The organism is Streptomyces sp. NPDC098781 (genome assembly GCF_044759995.1).
Lineage (GTDB): Bacteria > Actinomycetota > Actinomycetes > Streptomycetales > Streptomycetaceae > Streptomyces.
Genome location: NZ_JBIWAK010000004.1, coordinates 393,052 through 412,801, shown reverse-complemented (window position 1 = coordinate 412,801; position 19,750 = coordinate 393,052). Strand labels below are relative to the sequence as shown.

Below are 19,750 nucleotides of genomic sequence, written 5' to 3'. Positions count from 1 at the left end.
GTGAACTCCGCCCTGTTTGTGCTGGCGGCTGAAGAGGGGCACAAGGAAAACCCCCTCATTCCGCCGTGGCCCGAGGTGGTCATCGGCCTCATCGCTTTCGTCATCGTCTTCGGCTTCCTCGCCAAGAAGCTCCTCCCGAACATCAACAAGGTTCTGGAAGAGCGTCGCGAGGCCATCGAGGGCGGTATCGAGAAGGCCGAGGCCGCCCAGACCGAGGCCCAGAGCGTTCTGGAGCAGTACAAGGCCCAGCTCGCCGAGGCCCGGCACGAGGCCGCGCGTCTGCGCCAGGAGGCGCAGGAGCAGGGCGCCACGCTCATCGCCGAGATGCGCGCGGAAGGCCAGCGGCAGCGCGAGGAGATCGTCGCCGCCGGTCACGCCCAGATCGAGGCCGACCGCAAGGCCGCGTCGTCCGCGCTGCGCCAGGACGTCGGCAAGCTCGCCACCGACCTGGCCGGCAAGCTCGTCGGCGAGTCCCTCGAGGACCACGCCCGGCAGAGCCGCGTCATCGACCGCTTCCTCGACGAGCTCGAGGAGAAGGCCGAGGCCGGACGATGAACGGAGCGAGCCGCGAGGCCCTGGCAGCCGCACGCGAGCGACTCGACGCGCTGACGGACAACACGTCCGCCGACGCCGGACGGCTCGCCGACGAGCTGGCCGCCGTCACCGCGCTGCTCGACCGCGAGGTGTCGCTGCGTCGGGTCCTGACCGACCCGGCGCAGGCCGGCGAGGCCAAGGCCGAGCTGGCCCAGCGCGTGCTCGGTGGCCAGGTCGGCGGCGAGACCGCCGACCTGCTGTCCGGCATGGTGCGCTCCCGCTGGTCGCAGTCCCGCGACCTGGTGGACGCGCTGGAGGAGCTGGCGAACACCGCCGACCTCACCGCCGCCCAGAAGGCGGGCACGCTCGACGACGTCGAGGACGAGCTCTTCCGGTTCGGCCGGATCGTCTCCGGCAGCACCGAGCTGCGCGCCGCGCTGACCGACCGCTCCGCCGCCGCCTCGGCCAAGGGCGAGCTGCTGCGCAGCCTGCTCGGCGGCCGTGCCAAGGCGACCACCGAGCGTCTGGTGACGCGTCTGGTGACCGCGCCGCGTGGACGTAGCCTGGAGTCGGGACTGGAGTCCCTGTCCAAGCTCGCCGCCGAGCGCCGGGACCGCATGGTGGCAGTCGTCACCTCGGCTGTGCCGCTGAGCGACGGCCAGAGGCAGCGCCTCGGCGCCGCCCTCGCCAAGCTCTACGGCCGCCAGATGCACCTCAACCTCGACGTCGACCCCGAGGTCGTCGGCGGAATCCGGGTGCAGGTCGGTGACGAGGTCATCAACGGCTCCCTCGCGGACCGCATCGAGGACGCCGGCCGCCGACTGGCGGGCTAGCAGCAACTTCATAGCAGTACGTACTTACGACGGCCCATGTTGGGCCGTGCAGAGGATTCACCTCGTTCAGGGGGGAGTCCCCATCCCCCCAAAGTGAAACTTCGGGCCCAACAAGGAGAGCAGGGAACCCAGATGGCGGAGCTCACGATCCGGCCGGAGGAGATCCGGGACGCGCTGGAGAACTTCGTCCAGTCGTACAAGCCGGACGCGACCTCGCGCGAGGAGGTCGGTACGGTCACCCTTGCCGGCGACGGCATCGCGAAGGTCGAGGGCCTGCCCTCGGCCATGGCCAACGAACTGCTGAAGTTCGAGGACGGCACCCTCGGCCTCGCGCTCAACCTGGAAGAGCGCGAGATCGGCGCCGTCATCCTCGGTGAGTTCAGCGGCATCGAGGAGGGTCAGCCGGTCGCCCGTACCGGTGAGGTCCTCTCCGTGGCGGTCGGCGAGGGCTACCTCGGCCGCGTCGTCGACCCGCTCGGCAACCCGATCGACGGCCTCGGCGAGATCGAGACGTCCGGCCGCCGTGCCCTCGAGCTTCAGGCTCCGGGCGTCATGGCCCGTAAGTCGGTGCACGAGCCGATGGAGACCGGCTACAAGGCCGTCGACGCGATGACCCCGATCGGCCGTGGCCAGCGTCAGCTGATCATCGGTGACCGCCAGACCGGCAAGACCGCCCTGGCCGTCGACACGATCATCAACCAGCGCGACAACTGGCGCACCGGCGACCCGAACAAGCAGGTCCGCTGCATCTACGTCGCCATCGGCCAGAAGGGCTCGACGATCGCGTCGGTCCGCCGCGCGCTGGAGGAGAACGGCGCGCTGGAGTACACGACCATCGTCGCCGCCCCGGCGTCCGACCCGGCCGGCTTCAAGTACCTGGCGCCGTACACCGGTTCGGCCATCGGTCAGCAGTGGATGTACGAGGGCAAGCACGTCCTCATCATCTTCGACGACCTCTCGAAGCAGGCCGACGCCTACCGCGCCGTGTCCCTGCTGCTGCGCCGCCCGCCGGGCCGTGAGGCCTACCCGGGTGACGTCTTCTACCTGCACTCCCGTCTGCTGGAGCGCTGCGCGAAGCTCTCCGACGACATGGGCGCCGGCTCGATGACCGGTCTGCCGATCGTCGAGACCAAGGCCAACGACGTCTCGGCGTTCATCCCGACCAACGTCATCTCCATCACCGACGGCCAGTGCTTCCTGGAGTCGGACCTGTTCAACGCCGGTCAGCGCCCCGCGCTGAACGTCGGTATCTCCGTCTCCCGAGTCGGTGGTTCCGCGCAGCACAAGGCGATGAAGCAGGTCTCCGGTCGTCTTCGTCTGGACCTGGCCCAGTACCGCGAGCTGGAGGCGTTCGCCGCCTTCGGTTCCGACCTGGACGCCGCGTCGAAGGCGCAGCTGGAGCGTGGTTCGCGTCTGGTCGAGCTGCTCAAGCAGGCTCAGTACCAGCCGATGGCCACCGAGGACCAGGTCGTCTCGGTCTGGGGTGCCACCACCGGCAAGATGGACGACGTTCCGGTCAACGACATCCGCCGCTTCGAGAAGGAGCTCCTGGAGTACCTGCACCGCAAGGAGCAGGGCCTCATGACCTCCATCAAGGAGGGCGGCAAGATGTCGGACGACACCCTCACCGCTGTTGCCGACGCGATCGCCGACTTCAAGAAGCAGTTCGAGACCTCGGACGGCAAGCTTCTCGGCGAGGACGCCCCGGCCGCCGCCAAGTGACGTAAGGAAGGGACCTGACTCATGGGAGCCCAGCTCCGGGTCTACAAGCGTCGCATCCGATCCGTCACCGCGACCAAGAAGATCACCAAGGCGATGGAGATGATCGCCGCCTCGCGTGTCGTCAAGGCGCAGCGCAAGGTGGCGGCCTCCACGCCGTACGCGACCGAGCTCACCCGCGCGGTCACGGCGGTGGGTACCGGCTCGAACACCAAGCACCCGCTGACCACGCAGGCCGAGACGGTCACGCGGTCCGCGGTGCTGCTCCTGACGAGCGACCGGGGTCTCGCCGGTGCCTTCAACTCGAACGCCATCAAGATCGCGGAGCAGCTGACCGCGCGTCTGGAGCGCGAGGGTCAGGAAGTCGAGATCTACATCGTCGGCCGCCGTGGTGTCGCCCACTACAACTTCCGTGAGCGCAAGATCGCGGATTCGTGGAGCGGTTTCACGGACGAGCCGACGTACGCGGACGCCAAGAAGGTCGCGGCTCCGCTGATCGAGGCGATCGAGAAGGACACGGCCGAGGGCGGCGTGGACGAACTCCACATCGTCTTCACCGAGTTCGTCTCGATGATGACGCAGACGGCCCTCGACGACCGTCTGCTGCCGCTCAGCCTCGAAGAGGTCGCGAAGGAGGCTGCCCCCAAGGGCGAGATCCTCCCGCTGTTCGACTTCGAGCCGTCGGCGGAGGACGTCCTCGACGCCCTGCTGCCGCGCTACGTGGAGAGCCGTATCTACAACGCGCTGCTCCAGTCGGCCGCCTCCAAGCACGCCGCCACGCGGCGCGCGATGAAGTCGGCCACCGACAACGCGGGAGAGCTCATCGAGACGCTCTCGCGGCTTGCCAACGCGGCCCGCCAGGCCGAAATCACCCAGGAAATCAGCGAGATCGTCGGTGGCTCCGCAGCCCTGGCCGACGCGACCGCGGGGAGTGACAGGTAATGACGACGACAGTTGAGACGGCCGTTGCCACGGGCCGCGTCGCCCGGGTCATCGGCCCGGTCGTCGACGTGGAATTCCCCGTCGACGCCATGCCGGAGATCTACAACGCCCTTCACGTCGAGGTGGCCGACCCGGCCCAGGACGGCGCGAAGAAGACGCTGACCCTGGAGGTCGCCCAGCACCTGGGTGACGGCCTGGTCCGCACGATCTCGATGCAGCCCACCGACGGTCTGGTCCGCCAGGCCCCGGTCACCGACACCGGTGCCTCCATCACGGTGCCGGTCGGCGACTTCACCAAGGGCAAGGTGTTCAACACCCTCGGTGAGGTGCTGAACGTCGACGAGAAGTACGACGGCGAGCGCTGGGGCATCCACCGCAAGGCCCCGAACTTCGACGAGCTCGAGTCGAAGACCGAGATGTTCGAGACCGGCGTCAAGGTCATCGACCTTCTCACCCCGTACGTCAAGGGTGGAAAGATCGGTCTGTTCGGCGGTGCCGGCGTCGGCAAGACGGTGCTCATCCAGGAGATGATCTACCGCGTCGCCAACAACCACGACGGTGTCTCGGTGTTCGCCGGCGTCGGTGAGCGCACTCGTGAGGGCAACGACCTCATCGAGGAGATGGCGGACTCGGGCGTCATCGACAAGACCGCCCTGGTCTTCGGTCAGATGGACGAGCCCCCGGGCACCCGTCTGCGCGTGGCCCTCGCCGGTCTGACCATGGCGGAGTACTTCCGCGATGTGCAGAAGCAGGACGTGCTGTTCTTCATCGACAACATCTTCCGCTTCACGCAGGCCGGTTCCGAGGTGTCGACCCTGCTCGGCCGTATGCCCTCCGCGGTGGGCTACCAGCCGAACCTGGCCGACGAGATGGGTCTCCTCCAGGAGCGCATCACCTCGACCCGTGGTCACTCGATCACCTCGATGCAGGCGATCTACGTCCCCGCGGACGACCTGACCGACCCGGCCCCGGCCACCACCTTCGCCCACCTCGACGCGACGACGGTTCTCTCCCGTCCGATCTCCGAGAAGGGCATCTACCCGGCCGTGGACCCGCTGGACTCCACGTCCCGGATCCTGGACCCCCGCTACATCGCGGCGGACCACTACAACACGGCCATGCGTGTCAAGGGAATCCTTCAGAAGTACAAGGACCTCCAGGACATCATCGCCATCCTCGGCATCGACGAGCTCGGCGAGGAGGACAAGCTGGTCGTCCAGCGTGCCCGCCGTGTCGAGCGCTTCCTGTCCCAGAACACCCACGTCGCCAAGCAGTTCACCGGCGTGGACGGCTCGGACGTGCCGCTGGACGAGTCGATCACCGCGTTCAACGCGATCATCGACGGTGAGTTCGACCACTTCCCGGAGCAGGCCTTCTTCCTGTGCGGTGGTATCGAGGACCTGAAGAAGAACGCGAAGGAACTGGGCGTCTCCTGACGCACCGGTCTTCGTGAGCCATTGAGCTCTTGATGAGGGGGCGGGGGTTCGTCCCGCCCCCTCAATCACGCCTACTAGACTTGTAACCAACACCCGGCAGAACCGCCGGGTGGTGACCCGAGGAGCCACCTTGGCTGCTGAGCTGCACGTCGCGCTGGTCGCCGCCGACCGTGAGGTCTGGTCGGGCCAGGCCACCCTGGTCGTCGCGCGCACCACGTCCGGCGACATCGGCGTCATGCCCGGTCACCAGCCGCTGCTCGGTGTGCTGGAGTCGGGCCCGGTGACCATCCGTACGAGTGAAGGTGGAACCGTCATCGCCGCGGTGCACGGCGGTTTCATCTCGTTCGCGGACGACAAGCTTTCGCTGCTGGCCGAGATCGCCGAGCTGTCGGACGAGATCGATGTCCAGCGCGCGGAGCGGGAACTCGAGCGCGCGAAGGCGGAGGGCGACGACGTCGCCGAGCGCCGCGCGGAGGTCCGCCTGCGGGCGGCGACGGCGCGCTGACCCCCGGGGTCTCGGCCCGGGCCCTTTAGGCTCTGGGAGAGCGCACGCGATGACGTCACTCAGCCGCGGCTGGGACCGGAGCAATCCGGTGCCGGTCGCGGCTGAGGCAGATATGGAAGTTTTTTCCGTTCCGTTACCTAGGAGACGAGGAGGTCGGTGTCGATGGTCCTCGCTCTGACTGTGTGCGGAATCGTCGTGGCCCTTGTGGTGCTGGGGCTGTTCGTCTTCGGTCTGCGGCGAAGGCTCATCCAGCGCTCCGGGGGCACCTTCGACTGTTCCCTGCGCTGGGACGTGCCGGAGAAATCCGACACCAGCGGCAAGGGCTGGAGCTACGGTGTCGCCCGCTACAACGGCGACCGCATCGAGTGGTACCGCGTCTTCTCCTACGCCTATCGCCCGCGCCGCATCCTGGAGCGCTCCGCCATCGAGGTGGCCGGCCGCCGGGTACCCGACGGCGAGGAGGAACTGGCGCTGCTCTCCGACGCGGTCATCCTCACCTGTCTCCATCGGGGCACGCGCCTCGAACTCGCCATGAGCGAAGACGCGCTGACCGGTTTCCTCGCGTGGCTCGAGGCAGCCCCGCCCGGTCAGCGCGTCAATGTTGCTTGAGGGCCCTGTCAGCTGAGCCCGTTGTTGATGGCCGTCACCAGCTCACCGTTGCCGGTGTCGCCGCTGAACTCCCAGAAGAACGCTCCGCCGAGGCCCTGGTTCTTGGCCCAGGTCATCTTTCCGGCGATGGTCGACGGGGTGTCGTAGGACCACCAGTTGCTGCCGCAGTGGGCGTAGGCCGTGCCGGCGATGGTGCCGTTGGCCGGGCAGGAGTTCTTCAGGACCTTGTAGTCCTCGATGCCGGCCTCGTAGGTGCCGGGAGCCGCGCCGGTCGCCGAGCCGCCGGGGGCGGACTGGGTGACGCCGGTCCAGCCGCGGCCGTAGAAGCCGATGCCGAGCAGTAGCTTGGCGGACGGGACGCCCTTGGACTTGAGCTTGGCGATCGCGTCGGCCGAGTTGAAGCCGGCCTGCGGGATGCCGGCGTACGAGGTGAGCGGCGAGTGCGGCGCGGTCGGGCCGTCCGCGTCGAAGGCGCCGAAGTAGTCGTACGTCATCACGTTGTACCAGTCGAGGTACTGCGAGGCGCCGCCGTAGTCGGCCGCGTCGATCTTGCCGCCGGAGGAGCCGTCGGCGGTGATGGCCGCGGTGACCAGGTAGTTCGAGCCGAACTCGGTGCGCAGGGCGGACATCAGGGTCTTGAAGGCCGCGGGCCCGCTGGTGTCGCAGGTCAGGCCGCAGGCGTTCGGGTACTCCCAGTCGATGTCGATGCCGTCGAAGACATCGGCCCAGCGCGGGTCCTCGACGACGGCCTTGCAGGACTTGGCGAATGCGGCCGCGTTCTGCGCGGCCTGGCCGAAGCCGCCCGAGTAGGTCCAGCCGCCGAAGGAGTACAGCACCTTGATGTGCGGGTACTTGGCCTTCAGCTGGCGCAGCTGGTTGAAGTTGCCGCGCAGCGGCTGGTCCCAGGTGTCGGCGGTGCCGCTGACGGACTGGTCGGCGGTGTACGCCTTGTCGTAGGCGGCGTAGGTGTCGTCGACGGTGCACTGACCGTTCTTGACGTTGCCGAACGCGTAGTTGATGTGGGTGATCTTCGACGCCGAGCCCGAGGTCACCAGGTTCTTGACGTGGTAGTTGCGCCCGTAGACGCCCCACTCGGTGAAGTAGCCCAGCTTGACCTTGTCGCCGGTGGGCGGCTCGGTGGTGCCGCCGGTGGTGCGCACCGCGCGGGCGCCGCTGGCCGGGCCGGTCTGGTCGGCGGTGTCGCGGGCCTGGACGGTGTAGGAGTAGTCGGTGCCGGCGGTCAGACCGGTGTCGGTGTACGACGTCGTCGTCACCGTCCCGACCTTGGCGCCGTCGCGCAGGACGTCGTAGTTCTTGATGCCCTTGTCGTCGGTGGCGGCGCTCCAGGACAGCTTCACCGAGGTGTTGGTGATGTCGGAGGCGCTGGGGGTGCCGGGGGCCGAGGGCGGATTGTCACCGGGGACGCTGCCGCCGTCACAACTGCCGCCGTTGAGCTTGCAGTTGGACGGGGCGCCGGAGCCGGTGCCGTTGAAGCCGAAGGAGACGGAGGCGCCGGGGGTGAGGGTGCCGTTCCAGGACTTGTTCTTGGCGGTCCAGTGGGTGCCGGAGGAGGTGACGTCGGCGTCCCAGGCGGAGGTGACGGAGGTGCCGGAGGGGAAGTCCCACTCGACGGTCCAGGAGCTGAGGGACGTGGTGCCGGTGTTCTTCACCGTCCACTTGCCCTCGAAGCCGGAGCCCCAGTCCTGGGTCTTGGCGTAGGTGGCGGTGGCGGACGTCGCGGCTTCGGCCGGGCTGGCGAGGCCGACCAGGCCCGCCAGCGGGAGCAGCAGGGTCGCGAAACCCGCCACGGCTCTGTGTCTGAAGCGCATGCTGCGCCTCCTTGTTGGGGAGTCAGGGGGCGTGGCTGAGCCTCACGCCCACTCATGGTGCGGTGAGAATAGAAAGGTCTGGACCACCGGTCAATAGGTCTGGACCACTTCCGGGAGCTAAACCTCAGATCCCCAACTCCTGCGCCAATACGGCGGCTTGGACCCGGCTGCGCAGCTCCAGCTTCCCCAGCAATCGGCTCACATGGGTCTTCACGGTCGCCTCGGCCATGCTCAGCCGGGCCGCGATGTCCGCGTTGGACAGCCCCTCGCCCAAGCAGGACAGCACCTCGCGCTCGCGGCGGGTGAGGCTGTCCAGCACGGACGGGTCCACCGTCGGCTCCCGTACGGGTTTCGCGGCGAACTCGGAGATCAGCCGCCGCGTGACGGCCGGGGCGATGAGGCCCTCGCCGCGCGCCACCGTACGGACCGCCTCCAGCAGGTCACGGGCTTCGGTGTTCTTCAGCAGGAACCCGGAGGCACCCGCGCGCAGCGCCCCGAACACATACTCGTCCAGGTCGAAGGTGGTCAGCACGAGCACGTCCGCGAGCCGCTCCTCGACCACCCGCCGGGTCGCCGACACCCCGTCCAGGCGCGGCATCTGAATGTCCATCAGGACCAGGTCGGGCCTGAGCTCCCGGGCCAGCTGCACCGCCTGCTCGCCGTCCGCGGCCTCCCCGACCACCTCGATGTCGGGCGCGCTGCGCAGGATGAGGACCAGCCCGGCACGTACGGCGGACTGGTCCTCGGCGACGAGCACCCGGATCATGCGGAGTCTCCTTCGGTGAGCGGCAGCGTGGCGCGAACGGCCCAGATCTTGCCGTCCGCACGGTTCGTGTCGCCGGCCGGGCCTGCCTCGAACTCACCGCCCAGCAGCGCGACCCGCTCCCGCATGCCGACGAGCCCGGCGCCGGAGCCGGGCGCGCGCGGACCGTCGCGGTCGCCGAACGGACTGGTCACGGCGATGGTGAGGGAGCCGTCCCGCTGGGCGAGCACGACCGTGACCCGGCCGGGGGACGCGTGCTTGAGCGCGTTGGTCAGGGACTCCTGGACAATGCGGTAGGCGGCGAGCTCGACCGGGGCGGGCACCGTGCCGGGGTCCGTGTCGAGGTGCACGTCGAGGCCGTTGGTGCGGGCGTTCTCGACCAGCGCGTCGAGGCCGTCGAGCGTGGGGGCGGCCACGGGCTCGGTGTCGCCGCTGGAATCGCGCAGGATGCCGATGAGCCGGCGCATCTCGGCGAGCCCGTCGACGCTGTTCTCGCGGATGACCGACAGCGCCTCCTGGGAGGTCTTCGGATCGTCGAGGGAGAGCGCGGCCGTGGAGTGGATGGCGATGGCGGAGAGATGGTTGGCCACCATGTCGTGCAACTCGCGTGCCATGCGCGAGCGTTCCGCGGTCACGGCCTGGGCGCGGTCCATCTCGGCCAGCAGCGCGGTCTGTTCGGCGCGCAGACGGGCGGCCTCGGCGGCGTCGCGGTGGTTGCGGACGATCCATCCGGTGGCGGCGGGACCGTACGCCACGATGCCGACGACCACGCCGATCAGCAGCGCCTGAGGGGTGCGCCACACCGCGAACGGCACCAGGGTCGCGGCGACCGTGAGCAGACCGGTGATCCACTGGATGCGGCGGGCCGAGGCGAGCGGGCCGTACAGCACCGCCGCGTACACCAGGTCGGTGAACATCATGACCGTGGCCAGGTTCCCCTGGGTCACGACATCCGCGCAGACCGCGACCGTGCCGGTCAGCAGGGCCGTGCGCGGGGCCGCCCGGCGCAGCAGCTCGCAGCACGCCATGACGCCGAGCGGCACCAGCACCGGCCAAGGGCCGTCGAACAGGGTGACGGGATCGTCGGCCGGCCGGGTGCTCAGGCCGGTGCCCACCAGCAGTAGGCCGCCTAGCAGCCCCCCGACGGCGGTGTACACGTCGAAGCGGTGCGGGCGGGGGAGAACCATGGCTCCATCCAACACGGTGCGGTCGGTCGACGCCTGATCCCGGGGAACGGTCCTGGACTGCATCTTTCGATGTACCCCGAGTTCATCGGAGCCGACGACGAAAGCGGCCGATCCCGACGGGAGCCTGGAACGGTGACCGAAGGGAGCATGTTGTGATCGTCGCCCTCATCATCGCCTGCGAGGTCGGATTCTGGGTGCTGCTGGCGCTGGGCCTCGGCGTCCGCTACCTGCTGAAGTGGCGCCGCACGAGCGTGGTGCTGCTGCTGTGCGAGCCGCTGCTGGAGCTGGTCCTGTTCATCGCCACGGCGATCGACCTGAAGAACGGCGCCGACCCGAGCTGGAAGCACGGCCTGGCGGCGCTGTACATCGGCTACACGGTGGCCTTCGGCCATTACACGATCCGCTGGCTCGACGGCCACGCCGCCCATCGCCTGGGCGGCGCCCCGCCGCCGAAGAAGCCCCCGCGCTACGGCCGCGCCCGCGCCGCGCACGAGGCCAGGCTCTGGATGCGGGCGGTCTACGGCGGTGCGGTGGCCCTGGGCCTGCTCCAGCTCGCGGTCTGGTACGTCGGCGACTCCGGAGACGTCAGCTCGCTGCGCAGTTTCCAGTGGATCGCGATCCGCACGGTCGGCATCTACGGCCTGATCGCCCTGTCGTACACGATCTGGCCGCGGAAGGCGCCGGCCGGCGAGGAGGAGCAGGACCGGCTCACCACGGACAAGGAGCGGGTCCGGCCCTGATCGACCGTGCCTAACGCTCTCCGCCGGGCACCCACAGCACGTCCCCGACCTCGTTGTTCGCCGTCCTCGCCAGAATGAACAGCAGGTCGGACAGGCGGTTCAGGTAGGTCGCCGTCAGGGGGTTCATGGTGTCGCCGTGGACCTCCAGGGCCGCCCACGTCGAGCGCTCGGCACGTCGTACGACCGTGCACGCCTGGTGCAGCAGGGCCGCGCCCGGCGTGCCGCCCGGCAGGATGAAGGAGCGGAGCTTCTCCAACTGCTCGTTGAAGCTGTCGCAGTCCGCCTCCAGCTTGTCGATGTAGAACTGCTCGACCCGCAGCGGCGGGAACTCCGGGTTCTCCACCACCGGCGTCGACAGGTCCGCGCCCACGTCGAACAGGTCGTTCTGCACCCGGGTGAGGACCTTGACGACCTCCTCGGAGAGCCCGCCCAGCGCGATCGCCGTGCCGATCACCGCGTTCGCCTCGTTGGCGTCGGCGTACGCCGAGATCCGCAGGTCGGTCTTGGCGACCCGGCTCATGTCGCCGAGGGCGGTCGTGCCCTGGTCGCCGGTCCTGGTGTAGATGCGTGTCAGATTGACCATGAGGCCAGCCTAGTTACGCCCCGGCCGTTCGGAAGACGCGTGTGCCGACCGTCACGGCCAGTGTCGTGAAGGCGACGGCCACCAGCACGCCGTACCCCATGTGCGCTGTCGCGTACGAGCCGACGTAGGCGTCCCGCACCGCGTCCACGAGATAGCGGAACGGGACGAAGTGCGACAGGACGTCCAGCCACGCGGGCCCGAGGGTCATCGGCAGCATCAGGCCCGACAGCAGCATCATCGGCATCGTCATCGCGTTGATCGCCGGGCCGAACTCCTGCGGGGTGCGGACCTTCATCGCGAGCGCGTACGACAGCGAGGCCAGCGACACCGTCAGCAGCGCCACGAACGCGAAGCCGATCAGCACGCCGGGCAGCGGCGCCCTGAGCCCCATCACCAGGGCGGCCAGCACCAGCAGCACCGCCTGGAAGACGAACACCGTGGAGTCCCGCAGGACCTGCCCCAGCAGCAGGGCCAGCCGGCTGACCGGCGTCACCCGCATCCGCTCCAGCACCCCCTGGCCCTTCTCGATGATGATGCTGAATCCGGCGAACGACGCCCCGAACAGGCCGAGTTGGAGCAGCAGCCCGGGGACCAGCACCTGCCAGGAGCTGCCCTGGCCGCCCAGCGGCAGATCCGTCAGCAGCGGACCGAAGAACAGCAGATACAGCAGCGGCATCAGCACGCCGAAGAGCAGCGCGAAGCGGGAGCGCAGGGACTGGCGGAGGTAGCGGCCGTAGATGAGGGCCGTGTCCTGGAAGAGCATCCGGGGACTCCTATACGGCTACGGGGGCGGCGTCGGCCGGGACAGGCCCGCGGCCGGTGATGGCGAGGAAGGTGTCCTGGAGACTGGCGTCGAGCGAGCCGCCGTACTCCAGCTTCAGCGCGCTCGGCGTGCCCTCCGCGACGACCACGCCCTGGTCGACGACGACCAGCCGGTCGGAGAGGGCGTCGGCCTCGTCCAGGTAGTGCGTGGTGAGGAAGACGGTCGTGCCGTGCTCGTCGCGCAGCCGCCGGACCAGATCCCACAGGTCGGCCCGGCTGCCCGGGTCCAGTCCCGTCGTCGGCTCGTCGAGGAACAGCACCTTCGGGCGGTGCGTGAGCGCCATCGCGATGTCGAGCCGGCGTCGCTGGCCGCCGGACAGGGCACCGGCCTTGCGGTCGAGGAGGTCGGTCAGCCCCAGGTCGCGGGCCAACTCGGCGGCGCGCTCGGTCGCCTGCGGCCTCGTCAGCCGGTACAGGCGGCCTTGCGTCACCAGCTCCTCCCGCACGGTGATCTGCGGGTCCACCCCGCCCGACTGCGCCACGTACCCGCACGCCCGGCGCACCCCCGCGGGGTCGGTCGCGAGGTCGTGGCCGGCCACGGTGGCCGCGCCCGCGGTGGGCGCCAGCAGGGTCGTGAGCATCCGCAGGGTCGTGGTCTTGCCGGCCCCGTTCGGCCCCAGGAAGCCGAGGATCTCTCCCGCGCGCACGGTCAGGTCGATGCCGCGCACGGCCTGAACCGGGCCGAGCCTGGTCTGGAAGGTACGGGCCAGTCCGGCCGTACTGATGATGGGCATGGCCCAAGAAAAACAGAGTCTCTTAAATTTTGCAATGACCCCAAAGTTTAAGGAAGTCCACTGAAGCTAGGATGAGGTCATGGCGGAAGGGCTCAGGGAGCGGAAGAAGCGCGAGACCAGACAGCGGATCTCGGACATCGCCACCGGGCTGTTCCTGGAGCACGGCTTCGTGACCGTGACGATCGCGGACGTGGCGGAGGCCGCCGACGTCTCCGTGAACACCGTCTACAACTACTTCCCGGCCAAGGAGGACCTGTTCTTCGACCGGTCCGCCGGTGTCGTCGACCAGCTCTCCCGCTGGGTGCGCGCCCGCACGGAGGGGGAGTCGGCCGCCCGTGCCGTACTGCGCGAACTGCGCGCCGAGGTCGAGGCGGTCTCACCCCGGCTCGGCCTCATGGAGGGCTACGACCGCTTCATGCGCTGCATCCACGAGGCGCCGCCACTGCGCTCGCGGCTGTGGAGCATGCAGCAGGAGATCCACGACCACCTGGAGACGACCCTGCGCGAGGAGGCCGGCGCCGGCGCCGACGATCCGCTGCCGAGGCTGATCGCCGGTCAGATCGCCTGGATCCACCAGACGGTGTTCGTCGGTATCGGGCGGGAGATGGTCGCCGGTCGAAATCCGGGCAAAGTGTCACGCGAGGTGCTGGTCCTTCTCGACGACATCGAGGAGCTGTTGGGCGAGAAGGTGCTCAACTACGCCGTCCGAGGCGCTCCCTGAGCCGTGCCGGTGTGATGTCCGTCGGACGAGACGTGACTCGCGTTACTAACCGGTCACACAGTGCCCCGTGCCCGCTAAGGTCCGCCGAAGAGCAACGTAAACAGGGTGTAAGGCGTTTCAAAGGGGAGTCGCAACAGTGGCACGGAAGCTTGCCGTCATCGGCGCCGGCTTGATGGGTTCCGGGATCGCCCAGGTCTCCGCTCAGGCGGGCTGGGACGTCGTCCTGCGGGATGTCACGGACGAGGCGCTCAAGCGGGGCACCGACGGCATCAAGGCGTCGTACGACAAGTTCGTCAGCAAGGGGAAGCTGGAGGCGCACGACGCCGACGCGGCCCTCGCCCGGATCACCGCGACCACCGACCTGGACGCCGCCGCCGACGCGGACGTCGTCGTCGAGGCCGTCTTCGAGAAGCTGGAGGTCAAGCACGAGATCTTCCGCGCGCTCGACAAGATCGTGCGCCCGGACACCGTGCTCGCCTCCAACACCTCCGCCATCCCGATCACCAAGATCGCGGCGGCCACCGAGCGTCCGGAGCGGGTCGTCGGTGTGCACTTCTTCTCGCCGGTGCCGATGATGCAGCTCGTCGAGCTCGTCCGCGGCTACAAGACGAGCGACGAAACCCTCGCCACCGCGCGGGAGTTCGCCGAGTCCGTCGGCAAGACCTGCATCGTCGTGAACCGGGACGTCGCCGGCTTCGTCACCACCCGGCTGATCTCGGCGCTCGTCGTCGAGGCCACCAAGCTCTACGAGTCGGGCGTCGCCTCCGCCGAGGACATCGACCTCGCCTGCAAGCTGGGCTTCGGTCACGCCATGGGCCCGCTCGCCACGGCCGACCTCACCGGCGTCGACATCCTGCTGCACGCCACCGGCAACATCTACACCGAGTCCCAGGACGAGAAGTTCGCCCCGCCGGAGCTGATGCGCCGGATGGTGGACGCGGGTGACATCGGCCGCAAGAGCGGGCAAGGCTTTTACAGCTACTGAGGTTTCGTAGACCACCGCACAGCCCCTGGACCTGTCACGCGATGGGGTGAATTCGGTATCGGTTCGCTTACAGACGGCAACCTCTGACCGCTCAACGCAGTCAGAGGTTGCATCACCGGCCACATCGAAGACTCATAGCGAAGACAGGCACAGCGAGCACAGACACCGGCACGTACACAGACACCACACCGCGGAGCACGAACGCACGCTTGGGGAGCGCATATGTACATCAGGGGCGACCACGCCGAGCTGGTCGTCGGGGGCCGCCTCGACGTCCGCAGCGCGGCGGACGCCCGTACGGTCCTGCACTCGGCCGTCGACGACGGAGTCGGCGATCTGCTGCTCGACCTGTCCGAGCTTGAGTTCTGGGACGCCACCGGACTCGGGGTGATCATGGGAGCCCATCGGCGGGCCGGCCGCTGCGGCCGGCGTCTGGTGCTGCGCGGCGTGCCGCCGCAGATGCAGCGCCTGCTGGTGGCCACCCGACTGCACCGGATCCTGGCGATCGAGGGCGGCATCGGGGTGGAGTCCCTGCCTCGGGTGTGACACCCGGCACGGGTGGGGCGGGACAGTCGGGCGTTCCGGTTGCGAATCGTACGTCGCGCACAATTCTCACGAGACTGTGATGTCTCGGACGGCGCGGTACCCCGGCCTGTCGTAGATACTGTGCGAAGGTTTAGGGTTCGGCTGCCCGCTGTCCCGACATCCCCGTCGAGCGGGCCCGGACCAGAAGCGACAGCGCGGTGTGCAGCAAGGCCGGGAGGGGCTTCGCACAGGCACACGACGCTTTTGGGGGGCTTGACCTATGGACCCGAACAACCGGGGACCCGAGGAGTACGGCCTTGACGCTGACGGCCAGTCGTCGCGCCAGCGCCCGCCCAGGGATCCTCTGACACCCGATTTCGGACAGCACACACCCGCACTCGCCCGCACGGTGCAGTTGGTCTCGGGCGACTTCCTGCTCACCGTCAATCCCGTCGACGGCAGCGAGATCGAGGTCTGCCCGCCCGCGGAGCGGCCCGGACGGCCCGAGAAGCCGACCCCGGCCGAACGCGCCGAGGCCGACCGCGCCGCCAAGCCGCCGGTCCCGCCCGGACCGAGCCGTCCCGCACAGCCGCTGCTGGCCCGCCAGGACGAGCGCGAACAGCTGGTACGGATGCTCGCCCGCGGCCGTTCCGTACGCCTGGTCGGCCCCCGGGGCGCCGGCCGCACCAGCCTGCTCGACCTCGTGGCCGACGACTGCGGGGACCTCGCGCCCGACGGCGTGGTCCGCCTCACGGGCTTCCACCGCACGCCCGCCGATCTGCTGTACGACCTCTTCCAGGCCGTCTACAGCGCACCCCTGTACCGCCCGGACCCGGACGAACTGCTCTCCTGCGTGCGGGAGATCGGCGCGGTCGTCGTGCTGGACGACATCGAGTTCGGCGGCGCCGCGCTCGACGAGCTGCTCGACGCGACGCCCGAGTGCGCCTTCCTGATCGGTGCCACGCCCGACGTGCCCGCGCCGACCGCCGAGTCCGGCATCGAGGAGGTGACCCTCGGCGGACTCGACCGCGCCGACAGCGTGGAGCTCCTGGAGCGACAGATCGGCCGGGTCCTCACCGAGGACGAGGCGAACTGGGCGGGCGACCTGTGGTTCGAGTCCGAGGGCCTGCCGCTCAGGTTCGTCCAGGCCGGGGCGCTGCTGCGGCAGCGGGACCTGTTGCGGGCCGGGGCGGACGCCGTCGACGAGTACGGCGTCTTCGAGGACGCCCCGCCGGCCGACGTCCCCTTCGACACGACGTACGAGACCGAGGGCGGCGTGCAGACCCCGCTGCCGTCGCTCGGTGAGGCGGCCGGCCCGGCGCCGCTGCTCGCCTCGCGGCTCAGCCCGTCGGCCCGCGCCACCCTCAGGTTCGCCGTCGCCCTGGGCGGCGAGGTGCCGCACCAGGCGCATCTGCCCGCCCTCGTCGGGGACACCCACGCCGACGCCGCGCTGGGCGAGCTGGCCGACTGCGGGCTGGTCTCGCCGGTCGGCTCCCGCTACCGGCTCGCCGCCGGGGTGCAGGCCCAGCTGGAGGCCGCCGGATACGCCGAGGACGCGCAGGAGGGCGCCCTCACCGCCGTACGGCACTACGCCTGGTGGGCCGGGCATCCCTCGGTCACGCCGGAGCGCGTGTCCGCCGAGGCCGACGCCGTGCTCGCCGCCCTGGGCGTGCTGGTGCCCGCCACCACGCCGCCCGCGGAGGGCGAGGAGAGCCCGACCGTGCAGCTGGCCCGCACGGCGGCCCCCGCGTTCGCGGCGGGGCTGCACTGGGGCGCCTGGGAGCGCGCGCTGCGCGCGGGTGCCGAGGCGGCCCGCCTCGCCGGTGACGTATCCGAACAAGCCTATTTCCACCACGAGTTGGGCGTCCTCGCGCTCTGCCTGGACCAGCTCGACCGGGCCCGCGCCGAGTTGGAGACCTCCACCGGGCTGCGCGGCGCCCTCGCCGACAAGCGCGGCACCGTCGCCGGCCGCCGTGCCCTCGCGCTGGTTTCGGACCGCTCCGGCACCACGCCGGGGGTGGCCGCCTTCGCCCCGACGGCGGGGGAGGAGGTGCCGGACGCACGGTACGAGGAGTCGCAGTCGCCGCCGGGTGGTGTGCCGGCCGCGTTCCCGCCGGTCGGGGAGACCACCACGCTCGTCACCCACCGGTCGTCCGCCCCGTCGTCCCCGGGTGCCACGCACAAGGGCCGCGGCGGCGTCCGTAGCTTCGCCCGGCGCAACCTCGTCGCGGCCGGCGCGGGCGCGCTGCTGGTGGCGGTGCTCGGCACAGTGGTGACGCTCGGCGCCACCTCCGACAACGACCCGAACACCCCGGCCGACCAGGTCGGCGTCAACCCGTCCGCCAGTCAGGGCATCGGCGACGACAGCCTCGGCGCCGACAAGGCGGGCAACGACGACAACGCGAGCTCCGGCGACACCGGCTCGGCGACCAGCCGGCCGACGGATCCGGGCCCCGACGGGACGTACGGCACCTCGGACGACCCGACGCCCACGGACGATCCGACGGACCCGTCGGACGACCCGAGCGGTACACAGGGCGGTTCGAGCGGGGGTTCCACCCACTCGCCCACGAAGCCGCCGTCGTCACCCACGAAGCCGCCCACCTCGCCGACGAAGCCGCCGACCGAGGACCCGACGACTCAGGAACCGACGCCGACCGAGGACCCGACCACGGAGGATCCGACGCCGACCGAGGAGCCGACCACTCCGACGCAGAGCCCGTCCACCTCGACCTCGGCGAGCGGCCCGGCCTCCTCCAGCCCGGCGGAGACCACCTCGGCGAGCGCTCCGACGGCCACCGACGCGGACACCCCGAGCACCGGCACGGATGCGGTGATCTGACCCGCCGACCACGACAAGAGGGCCGGGTCCGTCCAGCGGACCCGGCCCTCGTCGTCGTCAGGCCGCGGACGACCGTCGGTCAGAACAACCGCAACTTGTCGTCCTCGATCCCCCGCATCGCGTCATAGTCCAGCACCTGGCAGCCGATCCCCCGGTCCGTCGCGAGGACCCGGGCCTGCGGCTTGATCTCCTGGGCCGCGAAGATGCCGCGCACCGGCGCGAGATGGGGATCGCGGTTCAACAGCTCCAGATACCGCGTGAGTTGCTCGACGCCGTCGATCTCACCGCGCCGCTTGATCTCGACCGCGATCGTCCGGCCCTCGGCGTCGCGGCACAGGATGTCGACCGGCCCGATGGCCGTCATGTACTCGCGGCGGATGAGCGTGTAGCCGTCGCCCAGGGTCTCGATGCGGTCGGCGAGGAGCTCCTGGAGGTGCGCTTCCACGCCGTCCTTGATCAGACCGGGGTCCACGCCCAGTTCGTGCGAGGAGTCGTGGAGGATCTCCTCCATCGTGATGATCAGCTTCTCGCCCGCTTTGTTGGTGACCGTCCAGACGTCCTGCTGCTCGCCGTCCCCCTCCTTCAGTGTGCAGGGCGGCGACATCCAGTTGAGGGGCTTGTAGGCCCGGTCGTCGGCGTGGATCGAGACGCTGCCGTCCGCCTTGACCAGGATCAGACGGGGCGCCGTGGGCAGATGGGCGGTGAGCCGGCCCGCGTAGTCGACGGAGCATCGGGCAATGACGAGACGCATGGTCCGCAACGCTACTCGACGGGCCCTTGTCGACGCGATCCGCCCTGGGGGAGTCCGTAACACCCCGGACTGCCCCTGTTCATTTCTGGCCGATTGTGCGCCTAACGAGGTCCGCCCATGTACGCATTCTCCTGGTGCCGTCACCGTCTGTTGCCTACCGTATTAAACGGGAGGTCGCGAGGCGTGTACACAGCGTGTCCGGCGTCACGAGCTCCCGCATCTGTCCGGCAACCCCCGCTGTTGCGGGGGTGCGAGAGGAGAACCCATGTCGCTCGACGTCTCACCGGCCCTACTCGAACAGGCCGAGCGAGGCGAGGTCGACGAAGCCGCCTTCGTCGACTGCGTCCGGACCTCCCTGCCCTACGCATGGGAGATGATCAGCTCCCTGGTGGCCCAGCTGAAGGTCGACGGCGGTTCGTTCGCCGACAACCAGACGCCCCCGCCGGACGAGCAGGCACGTGGCCAGCTGCTGCGTGCGCTTGCGAGTGACGCGATACGCGGCGCGCTTCAGCGGCACTTCGGGGTGCGACTGGCCTTCCAGAACTGCCACCGGGTGGCGGTGTTCCCGCTTGACTCCTCGGTCGACGAGACGCTGGCTCGCTTCACCTCGGTGCGCAATCAGCTGCTGAACCAGTCCCCGGAGCTCAGGGACTGCTGACGCGGTCAGCCGCTTGCTTGCCGCTCCGTACG

At 69.6% G+C, this 19,750-nt stretch carries 20 protein-coding genes; 13 read left to right on the top strand and 7 right to left on the bottom strand.

Annotated features, from left to right (window positions below):
- The 7 genes from ACIQWG_RS18745 to ACIQWG_RS18715 all read left to right on the top strand — a co-directional run bounded on the left by ACIQWG_RS18745 (position 1) and on the right by ACIQWG_RS18715 (position 6,578).
- A complete protein-coding gene (locus ACIQWG_RS18745; protein WP_404096684.1) occupies positions 1 to 555 on the top strand; it encodes a F0F1 ATP synthase subunit B in 555 nt (184 codons plus the stop codon).
- The gene (locus ACIQWG_RS18740; protein WP_404096681.1) at positions 552 to 1,367 is read left to right on the top strand and encodes a F0F1 ATP synthase subunit delta; all 816 of its coding nucleotides are present in this window, start codon (positions 552 to 554) and stop codon (positions 1,365 to 1,367) included. Before ACIQWG_RS18745 ends, ACIQWG_RS18740 begins: the two co-directional genes overlap by 4 nt.
- Positions 1,368 to 1,499: 132 nt before the next feature.
- A complete protein-coding gene (gene atpA, locus ACIQWG_RS18735; protein WP_404096680.1) occupies positions 1,500 to 3,089 on the top strand; it encodes a F0F1 ATP synthase subunit alpha in 1,590 nt (529 codons plus the stop codon).
- 21 nt (positions 3,090 to 3,110) lie between these two features.
- Positions 3,111 to 4,028: a F0F1 ATP synthase subunit gamma gene (locus ACIQWG_RS18730; RefSeq protein ID WP_404096679.1), complete on the top strand. Its 918-nt coding sequence runs from the start codon at positions 3,111 to 3,113 to the stop codon at positions 4,026 to 4,028.
- Positions 4,028 to 5,464: a F0F1 ATP synthase subunit beta gene (gene atpD, locus ACIQWG_RS18725; RefSeq protein WP_404096678.1), complete on the top strand. Its 1,437-nt coding sequence runs from the start codon at positions 4,028 to 4,030 to the stop codon at positions 5,462 to 5,464. The genes ACIQWG_RS18730 and atpD overlap by 1 nt, the downstream gene beginning before the upstream one ends.
- A gap of 130 nt (positions 5,465 to 5,594) precedes the next feature.
- Positions 5,595 to 5,969 (top strand): F0F1 ATP synthase subunit epsilon, encoded by a 375-nt coding sequence (locus ACIQWG_RS18720; protein ID WP_062709761.1) that lies wholly within the window; start codon positions 5,595 to 5,597, stop codon positions 5,967 to 5,969.
- A gap of 162 nt (positions 5,970 to 6,131) precedes the next feature.
- The gene (locus ACIQWG_RS18715) at positions 6,132 to 6,578 is read left to right on the top strand and encodes a DUF2550 domain-containing protein (protein ID WP_190069676.1); all 447 of its coding nucleotides are present in this window, start codon (positions 6,132 to 6,134) and stop codon (positions 6,576 to 6,578) included.
- Between the two features lie 8 nt (positions 6,579 to 6,586).
- On the opposite strand, the gene ACIQWG_RS18710 is transcribed toward ACIQWG_RS18715, so the two are convergent.
- The 3 genes from ACIQWG_RS18710 to ACIQWG_RS18700 all read right to left on the bottom strand — a co-directional run bounded on the left by ACIQWG_RS18710 (position 6,587) and on the right by ACIQWG_RS18700 (position 10,420).
- The gene (locus ACIQWG_RS18710; protein ID WP_404096676.1) at positions 6,587 to 8,407 is read right to left on the bottom strand and encodes a glycosyl hydrolase family 18 protein; all 1,821 of its coding nucleotides are present in this window, start codon (positions 8,405 to 8,407) and stop codon (positions 6,587 to 6,589) included.
- 124 nt (positions 8,408 to 8,531) lie between these two features.
- On the bottom strand, positions 8,532 to 9,173 hold the full coding sequence (locus ACIQWG_RS18705; protein WP_404096673.1) for a response regulator: 642 nt from the start codon (positions 9,171 to 9,173) through the stop codon (positions 8,532 to 8,534).
- Positions 9,170 to 10,420 (bottom strand): sensor histidine kinase, encoded by a 1,251-nt coding sequence (locus ACIQWG_RS18700; RefSeq protein WP_404096671.1) that lies wholly within the window; start codon positions 10,418 to 10,420, stop codon positions 9,170 to 9,172. The genes ACIQWG_RS18705 and ACIQWG_RS18700 overlap by 4 nt, the downstream gene beginning before the upstream one ends.
- An 89-nt stretch (positions 10,421 to 10,509) precedes the next feature.
- Here ACIQWG_RS18700 and ACIQWG_RS18695 point away from each other — a divergent pair, with 89 nt between their 5' ends.
- Positions 10,510 to 11,097: a hypothetical protein gene (locus tag ACIQWG_RS18695; protein WP_404096668.1), complete on the top strand. Its 588-nt coding sequence runs from the start codon at positions 10,510 to 10,512 to the stop codon at positions 11,095 to 11,097.
- Positions 11,098 to 11,107: 10 nt separating this feature from the next.
- Here ACIQWG_RS18695 and ACIQWG_RS18690 read toward each other — a convergent pair whose 3' ends face one another.
- The 3 genes from ACIQWG_RS18690 to ACIQWG_RS18680 are packed head-to-tail and all read right to left on the bottom strand — an operon-like array spanning position 11,108 to position 13,236.
- Positions 11,108 to 11,680 (bottom strand): cob(I)yrinic acid a,c-diamide adenosyltransferase, encoded by a 573-nt coding sequence (locus ACIQWG_RS18690; RefSeq protein ID WP_404096666.1) that lies wholly within the window; start codon positions 11,678 to 11,680, stop codon positions 11,108 to 11,110.
- Between the two features lie 13 nt (positions 11,681 to 11,693).
- Positions 11,694 to 12,443 carry an ABC transporter permease gene (locus ACIQWG_RS18685; protein ID WP_404096663.1) on the bottom strand — a complete coding sequence of 250 codons (750 nt, stop codon included), beginning with the start codon at positions 12,441 to 12,443 and terminating at the stop codon, positions 11,694 to 11,696.
- Between the two features lie 10 nt (positions 12,444 to 12,453).
- Entirely contained in the window at positions 12,454 to 13,236 is a 783-nt protein-coding gene (locus ACIQWG_RS18680) for an ABC transporter ATP-binding protein (protein ID WP_404096660.1), read from the bottom strand.
- Positions 13,237 to 13,315: 79 nt separating this feature from the next.
- Here ACIQWG_RS18680 and ACIQWG_RS18675 point away from each other — a divergent pair, with 79 nt between their 5' ends.
- The 4 genes from ACIQWG_RS18675 (at position 13,316) to ACIQWG_RS18660 (ending at position 18,309) form a co-directional block, all read left to right on the top strand.
- A complete protein-coding gene (locus ACIQWG_RS18675; protein WP_404096657.1) occupies positions 13,316 to 13,957 on the top strand; it encodes a TetR/AcrR family transcriptional regulator in 642 nt (213 codons plus the stop codon).
- Between the two features lie 136 nt (positions 13,958 to 14,093).
- Complete coding sequence (locus tag ACIQWG_RS18670) at positions 14,094 to 14,942, top strand: 3-hydroxyacyl-CoA dehydrogenase family protein (protein WP_404096655.1); 849 nt, start codon at positions 14,094 to 14,096, stop codon at positions 14,940 to 14,942.
- Between the two features lie 222 nt (positions 14,943 to 15,164).
- Entirely contained in the window at positions 15,165 to 15,488 is a 324-nt protein-coding gene (locus ACIQWG_RS18665; RefSeq protein WP_404096652.1) for an STAS domain-containing protein, read from the top strand.
- A gap of 259 nt (positions 15,489 to 15,747) precedes the next feature.
- Positions 15,748 to 18,309 carry an ATP-binding protein gene (locus tag ACIQWG_RS18660; protein WP_404096649.1) on the top strand — a complete coding sequence of 854 codons (2,562 nt, stop codon included), beginning with the start codon at positions 15,748 to 15,750 and terminating at the stop codon, positions 18,307 to 18,309.
- 79 nt (positions 18,310 to 18,388) lie between these two features.
- Here the strand turns inward: ACIQWG_RS18660 and nucS are convergent, their stop codons facing one another.
- On the bottom strand, positions 18,389 to 19,060 hold the full coding sequence (gene nucS, locus ACIQWG_RS18655) for an endonuclease NucS (protein ID WP_404096646.1): 672 nt from the start codon (positions 19,058 to 19,060) through the stop codon (positions 18,389 to 18,391).
- A gap of 265 nt (positions 19,061 to 19,325) precedes the next feature.
- On the opposite strand from nucS, the gene ACIQWG_RS18650 reads away from it, so the two are divergent.
- A complete protein-coding gene (locus tag ACIQWG_RS18650) occupies positions 19,326 to 19,718 on the top strand; it encodes an SCO5389 family protein (RefSeq protein ID WP_383414831.1) in 393 nt (130 codons plus the stop codon).
- The last annotated feature ends 32 nt before the right edge of the window (positions 19,719 to 19,750 follow it).

Excerpts from the sequence above, each read along its gene's own strand:
- ACIQWG_RS18740 (WP_404096681.1), top strand. The coding sequence starts at position 552 with ATGAACGGAGCGAGCCGCGAGGCCCTGGCAGCCGCACGCGAGCGACTC.
- atpA (WP_404096680.1), top strand. The coding sequence starts at position 1,500 with ATGGCGGAGCTCACGATCCGGCCGGAGGAGATCCGGGACGCGCTGGAG.
- ACIQWG_RS18730 (WP_404096679.1), top strand. The coding sequence starts at position 3,111 with ATGGGAGCCCAGCTCCGGGTCTACAAGCGTCGCATCCGATCCGTCACC.
- atpD (WP_404096678.1), top strand. The coding sequence starts at position 4,028 with ATGACGACGACAGTTGAGACGGCCGTTGCCACGGGCCGCGTCGCCCGG.
- ACIQWG_RS18715 (WP_190069676.1), top strand. The coding sequence starts at position 6,132 with ATGGTCCTCGCTCTGACTGTGTGCGGAATCGTCGTGGCCCTTGTGGTG.
- ACIQWG_RS18710 (WP_404096676.1), bottom strand. The coding sequence starts at position 8,407 with ATGCGCTTCAGACACAGAGCCGTGGCGGGTTTCGCGACCCTGCTGCTC.
- ACIQWG_RS18705 (WP_404096673.1), bottom strand. The coding sequence starts at position 9,173 with ATGATCCGGGTGCTCGTCGCCGAGGACCAGTCCGCCGTACGTGCCGGG.
- ACIQWG_RS18700 (WP_404096671.1), bottom strand. The coding sequence starts at position 10,420 with ATGCAGTCCAGGACCGTTCCCCGGGATCAGGCGTCGACCGACCGCACC.
- ACIQWG_RS18690 (WP_404096666.1), bottom strand. The coding sequence starts at position 11,680 with ATGGTCAATCTGACACGCATCTACACCAGGACCGGCGACCAGGGCACG.
- ACIQWG_RS18685 (WP_404096663.1), bottom strand. The coding sequence starts at position 12,443 with ATGCTCTTCCAGGACACGGCCCTCATCTACGGCCGCTACCTCCGCCAG.
- ACIQWG_RS18680 (WP_404096660.1), bottom strand. The coding sequence starts at position 13,236 with ATGCCCATCATCAGTACGGCCGGACTGGCCCGTACCTTCCAGACCAGG.
- ACIQWG_RS18675 (WP_404096657.1), top strand. The coding sequence starts at position 13,316 with ATGGCGGAAGGGCTCAGGGAGCGGAAGAAGCGCGAGACCAGACAGCGG.
- ACIQWG_RS18665 (WP_404096652.1), top strand. The coding sequence starts at position 15,165 with ATGTACATCAGGGGCGACCACGCCGAGCTGGTCGTCGGGGGCCGCCTC.
- ACIQWG_RS18660 (WP_404096649.1), top strand. The coding sequence starts at position 15,748 with ATGGACCCGAACAACCGGGGACCCGAGGAGTACGGCCTTGACGCTGAC.
- nucS (WP_404096646.1), bottom strand. The coding sequence starts at position 19,060 with ATGCGTCTCGTCATTGCCCGATGCTCCGTCGACTACGCGGGCCGGCTC.
- ACIQWG_RS18650 (WP_383414831.1), top strand. The coding sequence starts at position 19,326 with ATGTCGCTCGACGTCTCACCGGCCCTACTCGAACAGGCCGAGCGAGGC.